This is a genomic window from Janthinobacterium sp. Ant5-2-1 (assembly GCF_001445815.1).
Classification (GTDB): Bacteria; Pseudomonadota; Gammaproteobacteria; order Burkholderiales; family Burkholderiaceae_D; genus Janthinobacterium; species Janthinobacterium lividum_E.
Map to the genome: position 1 here is coordinate 148,869 of NZ_LNCE01000126.1, position 12,429 is coordinate 161,297.

A 12,429-nucleotide genomic window follows, 5' to 3' on the forward strand; every position below is an offset into this window, starting at 1 on the left:
AAGGGTATTCCATGGCCGCAGAAAAAAACACGTCGCGCCGCCGTTTCCTGCTCGGCGGCCTGGGTCTCGGCGTGGCCGGCGTGGGCGCCCTGGTGCTGGGCTGGGGCGTGCTGCCGCCGCGCCAGCGCCTGCATGGCAGCGCGCCGCTGCCTTTGGTCGACGGCGCCGTGGCCTTGAACGGCTGGCTGGCTATTCAAGCTGATGGCAGTGTCCTCCTGGCCATGCCGCGCAGCGAGATGGGGCAGGGCGTGCATACGGCCTTGCCGATGCTGGTGGCCGAGGAGCTCGACGTGCCGCTGGCCAGCGTCAAACTGATCCAGGCGCCGAACGATAAGATCTTCGGCAATGTCGCCATGCTCAAGGACAGCCTGCCTTTCCATCCGGACGACCAGGGACGCTTGAAGGCGCTGGCGCAGTGGACGGTCGCCAAGGCGGCGCGCGAACTGGGCGTGATCGTCACGGGCGGTTCGTCCAGCGTGAAGGATGGCTGGGGGCCCATGCGCGAGGCGGGCGCTTCCGCGCGCGCCATGCTGGTAGGCGCCGCCGCCGCGTTGTGGCAGGTGCCGGCCGCGCAGTGCCGCACGCAGGATGGCGCAGTGATCCACCCGGACGGCCGGCGCGCCAGCTACGCCAGCCTGGCGCAGCGCGCCGCCAGCATCGACCCCGGCACGCCCGTGCTGAAACTGCCCAAGGATTTCAAGCTGATCGGCCAGCCGGCGCCGCGCCGCGACACGCCGTCGAAAGTCAATGGCAGCGCGCGTTTCGGCATCGATGCGCGTCCGCCCGGCATGCTGTATGCAGCCCTGCATCTGCCGCCGCGCCTGGGCGATACCCTGTCCGCGTTCGACGCGGCGCCCATACTCGCCATGCCCGGCGTGAAAAAGGTGCTGGACCTGACGCCGCAACTGGCGCGGCGCAGCGTCTCGTGCGCCGCCGTGGTGGCCGACACCTGGTGGCGGGCCAAGCAGGCGGCGGCCGCCTTGCCGACGCAGTGGAAGGCTGGACCGCAGGCGAACCTGTCCAGCGCCGCCGTCTACGCGGAGTTTGCCCGCCTGCTCGACAGTGAGGCAGGCTATGCGTATCACGCCAGCGGCGAGGTGGAAAGCAAAGCCGTGCAGGGCATGCGACAGGTCAGCGCCGAGTACCGCGCGCCGTTTCTCGCGCACGCCGCCATGGAACCCGTCAACTGCACCGCGCAGGTGAAAAATGGCAAGGTGATGCTGTGGGCCTCGACGCAGGCGCCTGGCATCGCCGTCGACGTGGCGGCGAAAGTGGCCGGCGTCGATGCGAAGGACGTCAGCATCGAAGTGCTGCTGCTCGGTGGCGGTTTCGGCCGCCGCCTGGAAGTGGACATGATCGCGCAAGCCGTGGCCATCGCGCTGCAGTGCGATGGCGCGCCCGTGCAGCTGGTGTGGACGCGCGAGCAGGACACAAAGCACGATATGTACCGTCCCGCCGCGCTGGCCCGCTTTGCCGCCCGCCTCGACGAACATGGCCGCATCGCTTCCTGGGACAACAAATCCGTCAGCGGCTCCATCACGCACCAGTACCTGCACCGCAATTTCGGCCTGCCCGGTGCGGGGCCGGACAAGACGACGGCCGAAGGCGAATTTGACATGCCGTATGAAATCGCCAATCAGCGCATCGCCCACGTGATCGCCGATAGCGCTGTTCCCATCGGCTACTGGCGCTCGGTCGGGCATTCGCACAACGCCTTTTTCAAGGAAAGCTTTATCGACGAACTGGCGCACGCGGCGGGGCAGGACGGCATCGCCTTCCGCCGCGCCATGCTGGTGCGGCATCCGCGCCACCTGGCCGTGCTCGATGCGGCAGTTGCCAAGGCCGGAACTCCTCCGCCCGGCCATGCGCATGGCGTGGCCTTGCACCAGTCGTTCGGCAGCATCGTCGCGCAAGTGGCGCAGGTGTCCGTGGAAAACGGCGAAATTCGCGTGCAGCGCGTCGTGTGCGCCATCGATTGCGGCATCGCCGTCAATCCGAACATCATCGCCCAGCAGATGGAGTCGGCCGTGCTGTTCGGCCTGTCGGCGGCGCTGGGCGGCGAGATCACCTTCAAGGAGGGGCAAGTCGAGCAGGGCAACTTCCACGACTATCCCGTGCTGCGCATGGGGCAAACGCCCGAGGTGGAAACCGTCATCATCGCCAGCGCCGAGCATCCGGAAGGCGTGGGCGAACCGGGCACGCCGCCGATTGCGCCAGCTGTTGCCAACGCCGTGTTCAGTCTGACGGGGAAAAGGCTGCGCAACCTGCCGCTGCGCCTGGCTTGATGTGGATCAGGCCAGGGTGGCGGCCAGCATGTGACGCAGATTGCAGTCGCGCTGCCAGTCGCGCCGCTCCTGCGTGCTGCTGGCCAGCGCGGCCAGTTCCTCGGCGCTGAGCGCCTGCTGCGCCTGCACCATGCGGTGCGCCAGGCCGCCGTCCGGCAGCACGGTGCCGAAGAAGGCCACGTTGTCTTCGCGCTGTATCAGCAGGGTGGGGAAGTTGTCGATGTCGAGGTCGCCCACCACGTCGGCCTGGTCTTCGATGTCGATCCAGACAAAGACGGTGTCCGGGTGGCGCGCGGCCAGTTCCTCGAACGTGGCGCGGTAGCTGCCGCAAGTGCCGCACCACAGCGCGCACAGGCAGGCCACCGTCCAGCGCGGGCCGGCCAGGGTTGCCGCGACGTCGGCGCGGTTATCGGTCGTGAGGGTCAGGCTGTGCATGGTCGTTTCTATTGGTAGGCGGATGGGCGCGGGCGCCCGATGCGCGTATTCTACCGCGCCCGGCGACGCCAGTCCCGGGAATGCATGGGCTTGTTTAGCCGTGTTTTTTGATGCAATCCACCTTTCTGGTGGATAATGCTGGTAATTGCGCGCTGATTACGCTGGTCCATGCTGTTTCCTGGCCCCGCAGCCTGACCCCTCCAGTCTGTTTTCATGCCCTGCCCGGTGTCAGCGCTCCCGCCTTTATTTATTTTTATTATGGAATTAGCCAGCTTATGTTGAGTTACCGCCACGCCTTTCACGCGGGTAATCACGCCGATGTGTTGAAACATTATGTGCAGATTCAGTTGTTGCAATATCTGAATCAAAAAGATACCGCCTATAGTTATATCGATACCCATTCCGGCGCGGGCGTGTATGCGCTCGACGGTGGTTATGCCTCGAAAAACGCCGAGTACGAAACGGGCATCGCGCCCCTATGGGACCGTACTGACTTGCCTGCCTCGCTGGCCGAGTACATGAAACTGATCAAGGAAATGAATCCGAGCGGAAAGATGCGCTACTACCCGGGTTCGCCGTACTGCGCCGACAAGGTCAGCCGTGAGCAAGACCGTCTGCGCCTGTTCGAGCTGCATCCTGCCGATGCCAAGATTCTGGCAGACAACTTCCGCAAGGTCGAGGCGCATGCGCTGGCCCAGGGCGAGCGTCCGACCGTGCGCGGCAAGCGCGTGCTCATCACCAAGGCTGACGGCTTCCAGAGCCTGAAAGCCCTGCTGCCGCCGCCATCGCGCCGCGCGCTGGTGCTGATCGACCCGCCGTATGAAGACAAGATGGACTACCGCAAGGTCAAGGACACCCTGGCCGACGCCCTCGTGCGTTTCCCGTCGGGCATGTATGCCGTCTGGTACCCGGTGCTGCAGCGCATGGAATCGCGCCAGTTCGCCGACAAGCTCAAGCAGCTGCCCAGCTCGGACTGGCTGCACGTGACCCTGACGGTCAACACCCCGTCGCCTGACGGTTTCGGCTTGCACAGCAGCGGCATGTTCATCCTGAACCCGCCGTACACCCTGGAGCCGATGCTGCGCGAAGTCATGCCCTACCTGGTGAAGGTGCTGGGCCGCGACGATGGCGCGAAGTTTGTATTGGAAACGGGCAAGGGCGGACAGAAAAATACTGGTACCCGTCGCGTGTAATGATTGTCGTAGTGAAATAATGCAAACGCCACAGTGCAGTCGACCGTGGCGTTTTTTATGGGAGAACGATTACTGTCCCAGCAACAGGAACACGGTCGGTTTCTTGTGGAAGTCGGGCGCCTTGCCGGCGGCCAATTGTTTCTTCCACTGTCCGCCATTCCACGTCTGCACGCTTTCCGTGTCCAGGCTCAGGTCGGTGGCGACGCAGATCAGCGTCGAAGGCGCGCATTGCGCCACGAGGGCTTCCAGCATGGCGGCGTTGCGGTACGGCGTTTCGATGAACAGTTGGGTCTGCTTTTCATTGCGCGAGCGGCTTTCCAGTTCCTTGATGCGCTTGGCGCGCAGTGCCGCGTCCGTAGGCAGGTAGCCGTTGAAGGCAAAGCTCTGGCCGTTCAAGCCGCTGGCCATCACGGCCAGCAGGATCGATGACGGGCCCACCAGCGGACGCACTTTGATGCCGTGCTGATGCGCCAGGCGCACGAGGTCGGCGCCCGGGTCGGCCACGGCGGGCACGCCCGCTTCCGACACGAGGCCCGCATCGCGTCCCGCCAGCAGCGGCGCCAGCAAGCCGGCCAGCGCTTGCGCCGGGGTATTCACGTTCAGTTCGGAAATCGTGATTTCCTGCAGCGGCTTGGCCAGCGGATGCTGGTTGCCGATCAATTTCAGGAAGGCGCGCGCCGTCTTGGCGTTTTCCGCGACGAAATAATCGAGCTGCGACGTGATCTGCCGTACTTGCTCTGGAATGATGTGGGCCAGCGGGTCGCTTGCGCCGTCGGACAGGCCAAGGTGGTTGGGGATCAGGTACAGGGTGCCGGTCATATTCTTCTTGTCGGTAATTAAATGGTGAAAAACGCCACGCCTGCCTTGCGCAGCATGCCCGTGAGGGCGATCAGCGGCAAGCCGGTCAGGGCGGTCGGGTCGGTGGTGGCTATGCGTTCGAGCAGGGCGATGCCCAGGCCTTCGTTCTTGGCACTGCCGGCGCAATCGTATGGCTGCTCGATGCGCAGGTAGGCGTCCAGTTCCGCGTCGGGCAGGTCGCGCACGGTGACGAGGGTCTGGATATCTTCCACTTGGGCTACGGCGGGCGACTGGCGACCATCGAGCAGGCACAGTGCCGTGTGGAACACAGTCTGGCGCCCGCGCATGGTTTGTAGTTGCAGCAAGGCATTGGCATGGTTGCCGGGCTTGCCGATCTGTGCGCCGTCGAGTGTGGCGACCTGGTCGGAACCAATGACGAGGCTGCCAGGATAGCGGTCGAGCACGGCCTGCGCCTTGGCCTGCGCCAGCCGCAGGGCCGTGGCGCTGGGGCTTTCGCCCGGCAGGGGGCTTTCGTCGAGATCGGGCACGGCCACCTCGAAAGGCAGGCGCAGGCGTTCCAGCAATTCCTTGCGGTAGGTCGAACTCGATGCAAGAATCAAGCGCGATGGGGCGGAAGTTGGTATCATTCGGTAGTGGATGGCGGCCGGCATGGCCGCGCTGGTCGATGTCAGTGGAATTTCACGCAAATTCCAAGGCGCAGAGCCCATAACTGAGGCTCCATGCGGCATGACGGTGTTGATGAAGTTGTCATGTTGATGGCAATGATTGCGTCAAAAAAGATGCTTAGCCTTTGACTCCGTGCTAAAAACCCTGTTATTATCGCAGGTTTTCCGGGGAAATTTTCTACCAATGGATGCTTTTGTGATCGACGCCTTTGATTTTTGTCGTATCAGCGGGAGCCGCGAGGGTGTAACTCCTGTCGCTGAAATGACCCGGTTGACCAAGGATTGTGCAGATAGTTCCGGCGAGATCGCCTGGAAAATCGTCGGCGGCACCAGCAAGCTGGGCTACCCACAACTGACCTTGTCGGTCAACGGCACCGTTCAGCTGGTTTGCCAGCGCTGCCTGACTCCGTATGCTTACGCAATAGATTCGACGACCACTCTGATGCTGGGCAAGGATGACGAGCACGCGGACGAGATCGAAGAAATCATCAACGATGAATCGATCGACGTGATCGTCGGCAGCCGCAACATGGATGCCGCGGCCCTGATCGAAGATGAAGCCTTGCTGGCCCTGCCGCAGGTACCCAAACACGACGTCTGCCCCGATACGGCGCAGCTCGATGCTCTCAAGACTGAAAAGAAGTCGCCGTTTGCGGCACTGAAAGACTTGAAGCCAGAATAAAGTGGTAAAGGGGTTTTCCCCATCAAAGAACGTGTCAAACGCGTGTTGTAATCGAGTATGGCAAGTGTAGTGAAATGTAATTGTAATAAACGATGTCGGTCCGGGCTATTTTCGGGTAGTCTTTGCCGCTGGGATACTCGATTCGCATGTATTTGCCAATCGATTGTGCTAAAATTTTAGAACTTATGTATTAGGAGTCATCATGGCAGTTCAACAGAACAAGAAAACCCCTTCCAAGCGCGGCATGCACCGTTCGCACGACTTCCTGGTCGCGCCGCAATTGAGCGTCGAGCCAGTTACCGGCGAAACACACATGCGTCACCATATCAGCCCTAACGGCTTCTATCGTGGCCGTAAAGTGTTGAAGACCAAAAACGACGAGTAATCGACGTTTTTGTTGGGTAAGATGAAAGCGGTGTTGCGTGGTTATTCGGCGTGGCGCCGCTTCTTCTTTTTTATCGGCTGCAATTCATCTTGCACACCCGTCATTTTGAATCACGCTGTCCAGGCCTGTGCATGACATGCTGCACCCTGCATATGCTCCAGTCCGATTCACATCTTGCCGCACGCCCGCAGCGGTATTGAATCAACACAAATGACAATCAAAATTTCTATCGACTGCATGGGCGGAGATCACGGTCCCTCAGTTACTATCCCCGCAGCAATTTCCTTCGTAAAACATGAGCCTGAAGCCGAACTGATCCTTGTTGGATTGGAAGACGTGATCCGTGCCGAACTGAAGAAACATAAAGCCGACACGCATCCGCGCCTGTCGGTATTGCATGCCTCCGAACAAGTTACCATGGACGACCCTCTGGAAGTGGCCCTGCGCCGCAAGAAGGACTCCTCCATGCGCGTGGCCATCGAACAGGTCAAGAACGGCGTGGCGCAAGCCTCCGTTTCCGCCGGTAATACGGCAGCCCTGATGGCCGTGTCGCGCTATGTATTGAAAACCATGTCCGGCGTCGACCGCCCTGCCATCTGCAGCATCTTGCCGAATCAAAAGAACGGCCCCACTTACATGCTGGACCTGGGTGCCAACGTCGATTGCGAACCGCATCACTTGCATCAGTTCGCCATCATGGGTTCCGTGCTCGTTTCCGCCATGGAAGGCATCGAACGCCCGACGATCGGCTTGCTGAACGTGGGCACGGAAGATATCAAGGGCAATGAAGTGGTGAAACTCACCTCGAAGCTGCTGCAGGCCGACCACGAGCGTGGCGCGCTGAACTTCTACGGCAACGTGGAAGGCAACGATATCTTCAAGGGCACGACCGACATCGTCGTCTGCGACGGTTTCGTCGGCAACGTCACCCTGAAAGCCATCGAAGGCCTGGCGCGCTTCATGAAAGACGTGCTCACTTCCGAATTCAAGCGCAATCCGATCACCATGCTGGGCGCGCTGATCGCCCGCGGGGCCCTGAAAGCCATCGGCAACCGCTTGAATCCTTCGCGTTACAACGGTGCCAGCCTGCTGGGCTTGCGTGGCCTCGTCTTCAAGAGCCATGGCAGCGCCGATGCCTATTCCTTCGAATGGGCCTTGCGCCGCGCTTTTGATGCGGCAAAAAATGACGTGCAAGCGCACTTGGCCAGCATGATCGCCGAGCTGATGCCGCGCACGCCAGTTCCGGATGAACCTACATCAACAAGCTCTACCATTTAGTGGACGGGTACTTGCATGACTGTTTTTAGCAAAACTTACAGCAAAATTATCGGTACCGGCAGCTACCTGCCGGAGAAGCGCGTCACCAACCAGGACTTGACCGAACAGCTCGCCGCCAAGGGCATCGAGACGTCGGATGAATGGATCGTCTCGCGCAGCGGCATTTCGGCGCGCCATTACGCGGCGCCAACGCAAAATTCCTCGGACCTGGGCGTGGAGGCGGCCAAGAAGGCCCTGGAAATGGCTGGCCTGAACGGCAACGACCTCGATCTGATCATCGTCGCCAGCTCGACTCCCGATTTCTTCGGCAGCTTCCCCAGCACGGCCTGCATCGTGCAAAACAAGCTGGGCATCACGAACAACTGCGCCGCCGTCGACGTGCAAGCCGTCTGCAGCGGTTTCGTGTATGCGGTGGCCACGGCCGACAGCTTCATCCAGTCGGGCATGCACAAGAACGTGCTGGTGATCGGCGCCGAAGTGTTTTCGCGCATCCTCAATTTCGACGACCGCGGCACCTGCGTGCTGTTCGGCGACGGCGCCGGCGCCATCGTCATGACGGCGTCAAAAGAGCCGGGCATCCTGGCCACCAAGCTGCACGCGGACGGCCGCCACTCGAACATCCTCAGCGTGCCGGGCAGCCTGGCTGGCGGCGCGCTCGACGGTAGCGCCTTCCTGTACATGGATGGCCCGGCCGTGTTCAAGCTGGCCGTGTCCGTGCTGGAAAAAGTCGCGCACGAAGCCTTGGAACACGCCAACATGACATCGGACCAGATCGACTGGCTGATCCCGCACCAGGCGAACATCCGCATCATGAACAGTACGGCCAAGAAACTCGGCTTGCCGCTGGAAAAGATGGTGGTCACCGTCGACCAGCATGGCAATACCTCGGCCGCCTCGATCCCGCTGGCGCTCGACATCGCCGTGCGCGATGGCCGTGTCAAGAAGGGCGACAACGTCATGATGGAAGGCGTGGGCGGCGGCTTTACATGGGGCGCCGTGCTGGCAAAGATGTGATGGCCGAAGGCTGATTTCGGGGTCCGACCCGCCGGGTCGTACCCCAGCAGTTGCATTTGGTTCTCTGAATAAATAGTAAAAAACGGAGTCGATATGACACAATTTGCATTTGTTTTCCCAGGCCAAGGCTCGCAAGCGATTGCGATGCTCGACGGTTTCGCCGGCAACCCCGTGGTTGCGCAGACCGTGGCCGAAGCGTCGGATGCCCTGCAATTCGACCTGGGCAAGCTGATCGCCGAAGGTCCTAAGGAAGAACTGGATCTCACCACCAATACGCAACCGGTGATGCTGACGGCGGCCGTAGCGTTCTATCGCGCCTGGCTGGCGGCCGGCGGTCCCGTGCCGACGGTCGTGGCCGGTCACAGCCTCGGTGAATACTCGGCGCTGGTCGCCGCCGGCGTCATCTCGTTCACGGATGCCGTGCCGCTCGTGCGTTTCCGCGCGCAAGCCATGCAGGAAGCCGTGCCCGTGGGGCAGGGCACGATGGCTGTCGTGCTGGGCCTATCGGATGACGACGTGCGCGCCGCCTGTGCGGAAGCGGCGGCGGAAAACCCGGCCCTGGTGGTCGAGCCCGTCAATTTCAATGCGCCAGCGCAAGTGGTCATCGCCGGCCATACGGCTGCCGTCGAGCGCGCCTGCGAACTGGCCAAGGCCAAGGGCGCCAAGCGCGCCATGAAGCTGCCCGTTTCCGCGCCATTCCACTCGTCGCTGCTGAAACCGGCCTCGGACCGTTTGCGCGAATACATGGCCGGCTTGACGTTCTCGGCGCCGCAAATCGCCCTGATCAACAACGTCGACGTGGCCATCGTCAACGATGTGACCGGCATCAAGGATGCGCTCGTGCGCCAGGCGGCCAGCCCCGTGCGCTGGGTGGAAACCATGCAAAAAGTGGCGGCCGACGGCATCACGCAAGTGATCGAATGCGGTCCGGGCAAGGTCCTGATGGGCCTGGCCAAGCGCATCGATCCCGTGCTGGTGGGCGACGCCATCGTCGACCAGGCATCGCTGGAACGCATTTTGACGCAGCTCAAATAAACATCAGATCGCGGCAGCTTGCCTGCCGCGCTTGCTCTTAAGGATACTCATGAATTTAGCAAATCAAGTCGTGCTGGTCACGGGCGCCTCGCGCGGCATCGGCCGCGCCATCGCCACCGAACTGGGCAAACAGGGCGCTACCGTCGTTGGCACCGCCACCTCGGAAAGCGGCGCGCAAGCGATCACCGATTACCTGGCCGCCGAAGGCGTGACGGGCAAGGGCCTGGTCCTGAACGTCACCGATGCGGCGCGCTGCGCGGCCGTCGTCGACGAAGTGCAGAAAACCTACGGCAGCCTGTCGATCCTGGTCAACAATGCGGGCATCACGCAAGACCAGCTGGCCATGCGCATGAAGGATGAAGAGTGGGACAGCGTCATTTCCACCAACCTGTCGGCCGTCGGCCGCCTGTCGCGCGCCGTGTTGCGCGGCATGATGAAAGCCAAAACTGGGCGTATCATTAATATCACGTCGGTGGTGGCGTCGTCGGGCAATCCGGGGCAAATGAATTACGCGGCGGCCAAGGCCGGCGTGGAAGGCATGAGCCGCGCCCTGGCGCGCGAAATCGGCAGCCGCAACATTACCGTGAACTGCATCGCGCCGGGCTTCATCGATACCGACATGACCAAGGCGCTGAGCGAAGAGCAGCACGCGGCCCTGTTGACGCAAATTCCCCTGTCCCGTCTGGGCAAGCCGGAAGACGTGGCAGCGGCCGTGGCCTTTTTGGCCTCGCCGCAAGCGGCCTATATCACGGGCACGACCCTGCACGTGAACGGTGGGATGTACATGAATTGATGTGAAAGCTAGACGGGACGGGCGTTTGTGGCATGATTCAACGGCCGTTTTTGTCTATAATCGCATCTTTTAGCAGCAGCTTCGGTCGAATTAGCAGCAGACACCGAAATTAGTATTCGGACGCGCAAACCTGATAAAATGCGCGCACTTTCCGTAACACACACTTTGGAGCCATAACATGTCGGATATCGAACAACGCGTTAAGAAAATCGTCGCTGAGCAACTGGGCGTTGCAGAAGCAGACATCAAAATCGAATCCTCCTTCGTCGACGATCTCGGCGCCGATTCCCTGGACACCGTGGAACTGGTCATGGCCCTGGAAGACGAATTCGAAATGGAAATCCCTGACGAACAAGCTGAAAAAATCACCACCGTGCAACAGGCGATCGACTACGCCACTGCACACGTCAAGGCCTAAGCCTGTCTGACCGACTTCAGGAGAATCGCTTGAGCCGTTCTAAAAACCGTCGTGTTGTTGTCACCGGCCTGGGCTGCGTTTCACCTGTCGGCAATACTATTGCCGAGGCGTGGGGCGCAATCATTGAAGGTAAATCCGGCATTGCCACGATTACCAAGTTTGATGCACAGCCATTCACCACGCATTTCGCTGGTGAAGTCAAAGGCTTCAATATCGAAGAGTATATCTCCGGTAAGGAAGCCCGCCACATGGATACCTTTATCCATTACGGCATGGCTGCGGGCATCCAGGCGATGCAGGACTCCGGCCTGGAAGTGACCGAAGAAAACGCCGAGCGCATCGGCGTGATCATCGGTTCCGGTATCGGCGGCTTGCCGCTGATCGAGGAAACCAAGTCCGAGTACGAAAAGCGCGGTCCGCGCCGTATCTCGCCATTTTTCGTGCCTGCCTCGATCATTAACATGATTTCTGGCAACCTTTCGATCAAATATGGTCTGAAGGGCCCGAACCTGGCGATCGTTACTGCGTGTACCACCGGTTTGCACAGCATCGGTGCCGCAGCGCGCATGATCGAGTACGGCGATGCCGACGTCATGATCGCCGGCGGTGCTGAATCGACCGTGTCGCCACTGGGCCTGGGCGGTTTCGCTTCGGCACGTGCCTTGTCGACCCGCAACGACGATCCGGCAACGGCATCGCGTCCGTGGGATACCGACCGCGACGGCTTCGTGCTGGGCGAGGGCGCTGGCGTCATGGTGCTGGAAGAGTACGAGCACGCGGTGGCCCGTGGTGCCAAGATCTATGCCGAAGTGCATGGTTTCGGGATGAGCGCAGATGCTTATCACATGACCTCGCCGCTGGAAGATGGTAGCGGCGGCAGCAAATCGGTGATCGCGGCCCTCAACAACGCTGGCTTGAACGCGGATCAGATTCAGTACCTGAACGCGCACGGCACGTCGACCCCGCAAGGCGACGTGGCGGAAGTGATGGGCATCAAACGCACCTTCGGCGAGCACGCCAAGAATCTGGTTGTCAACTCGACCAAGTCGATGACGGGCCATTTGCTGGGCGGCGCGGGCGGTCTGGAAGCGGTGTTTACGGTCCTGGCATTGCACCATCAGGTGTCGCCACCGACCATCAACATCTTCAACCAGGATCCGGCTTGCGATCTCGATTTCTGTGCCAATACGGCGCGGGATATGAAGATCGATTATGCAGTGAAGAATTCGTTCGGCTTCGGCGGAACGAATGGCACGCTGATTTTCGGTAAAGCGAAATAAGCAGGAACTTTCAAGCGCTCGCTACGGTCAAACTGTAGTGAGCGCTGATTCGGCGCCAACGTTCGTTGGCGCCTGAATTTGCCCGGCATGTTGCCGGCGCGCCTTTTTTCTCCCATGAAGTATGTCAATTGCAGTAGCGGCTGTCAT

13 protein-coding genes are annotated in these 12,429 nt (G+C 61.1%); 10 read left to right on the forward strand and 3 right to left on the reverse strand.

Going from position 1 to position 12,429, the window contains the following annotated elements; translation table 11 throughout:
• Positions 1-11 precede the first annotated feature (11 nt).
• Entirely contained in the window at positions 12-2,285 is a 2,274-nt protein-coding gene (locus ASN89_RS26180) for a xanthine dehydrogenase family protein molybdopterin-binding subunit (protein ID WP_058051290.1), read from the forward strand.
• Between the two features lie 6 nt (positions 2,286-2,291).
• On the opposite strand, the gene ASN89_RS26185 is transcribed toward ASN89_RS26180, so the two are convergent.
• Positions 2,292-2,720: a thioredoxin family protein gene (locus tag ASN89_RS26185; RefSeq protein ID WP_058051291.1), complete on the reverse strand. Its 429-nt coding sequence runs from the start codon at positions 2,718-2,720 to the stop codon at positions 2,292-2,294.
• Positions 2,721-2,995: 275 nt separating this feature from the next.
• Between ASN89_RS26185 and ASN89_RS26190 the strand changes: the two genes are divergently transcribed.
• On the forward strand, positions 2,996-3,913 hold the full coding sequence (locus ASN89_RS26190) for a 23S rRNA (adenine(2030)-N(6))-methyltransferase RlmJ (protein ID WP_034749665.1): 918 nt from the start codon (positions 2,996-2,998) through the stop codon (positions 3,911-3,913).
• Between the two features lie 69 nt (positions 3,914-3,982).
• On the opposite strand, the gene ASN89_RS26195 is transcribed toward ASN89_RS26190, so the two are convergent.
• Together ASN89_RS26195 and ASN89_RS26200 are read right to left on the reverse strand one after the other, a co-directional pair.
• The gene (locus tag ASN89_RS26195; protein WP_058051292.1) at positions 3,983-4,732 is read right to left on the reverse strand and encodes an SAM-dependent methyltransferase; all 750 of its coding nucleotides are present in this window, start codon (positions 4,730-4,732) and stop codon (positions 3,983-3,985) included.
• A 17-nt stretch (positions 4,733-4,749) separates the two neighbouring features.
• Positions 4,750-5,358 carry a Maf-like protein gene (locus ASN89_RS26200; RefSeq protein WP_058051328.1) on the reverse strand — a complete coding sequence of 203 codons (609 nt, stop codon included), beginning with the start codon at positions 5,356-5,358 and terminating at the stop codon, positions 4,750-4,752.
• 223 nt (positions 5,359-5,581) lie between these two features.
• Here ASN89_RS26200 and ASN89_RS26205 point away from each other — a divergent pair, with 223 nt between their 5' ends.
• From ASN89_RS26205 to fabF, 8 genes are all read left to right on the forward strand, one after another.
• Positions 5,582-6,079, forward strand: coding sequence for a YceD family protein (locus ASN89_RS26205; protein WP_058051293.1), 498 nt, complete (start codon positions 5,582-5,584; stop codon positions 6,077-6,079).
• Positions 6,080-6,281: 202 nt separating this feature from the next.
• On the forward strand, positions 6,282-6,464 hold the full coding sequence (gene rpmF / locus ASN89_RS26210; protein ID WP_034749653.1) for a 50S ribosomal protein L32: 183 nt from the start codon (positions 6,282-6,284) through the stop codon (positions 6,462-6,464).
• A gap of 210 nt (positions 6,465-6,674) precedes the next feature.
• Positions 6,675-7,742 carry a phosphate acyltransferase PlsX gene (gene plsX / locus ASN89_RS26215; protein ID WP_034749647.1) on the forward strand — a complete coding sequence of 356 codons (1,068 nt, stop codon included), beginning with the start codon at positions 6,675-6,677 and terminating at the stop codon, positions 7,740-7,742.
• Positions 7,743-7,757: 15 nt separating this feature from the next.
• The gene (locus ASN89_RS26220) at positions 7,758-8,756 is read left to right on the forward strand and encodes a beta-ketoacyl-ACP synthase III (protein WP_034749645.1); all 999 of its coding nucleotides are present in this window, start codon (positions 7,758-7,760) and stop codon (positions 8,754-8,756) included.
• A gap of 93 nt (positions 8,757-8,849) precedes the next feature.
• Complete coding sequence (gene fabD, locus ASN89_RS26225) at positions 8,850-9,791, forward strand: ACP S-malonyltransferase (RefSeq protein ID WP_058051294.1); 942 nt, start codon at positions 8,850-8,852, stop codon at positions 9,789-9,791.
• Between the two features lie 49 nt (positions 9,792-9,840).
• Positions 9,841-10,584: a 3-oxoacyl-ACP reductase FabG gene (gene fabG / locus ASN89_RS26230; RefSeq protein WP_034749638.1), complete on the forward strand. Its 744-nt coding sequence runs from the start codon at positions 9,841-9,843 to the stop codon at positions 10,582-10,584.
• Positions 10,585-10,762: 178 nt separating this feature from the next.
• Positions 10,763-11,002, forward strand: coding sequence for an acyl carrier protein (acpP, locus tag ASN89_RS26235; protein WP_008449912.1), 240 nt, complete (start codon positions 10,763-10,765; stop codon positions 11,000-11,002).
• Between the two features lie 29 nt (positions 11,003-11,031).
• Complete coding sequence (gene fabF / locus ASN89_RS26240; protein WP_034749634.1) at positions 11,032-12,282, forward strand: beta-ketoacyl-ACP synthase II; 1,251 nt, start codon at positions 11,032-11,034, stop codon at positions 12,280-12,282.
• Positions 12,283-12,429: the final 147 nt, after the last annotated feature.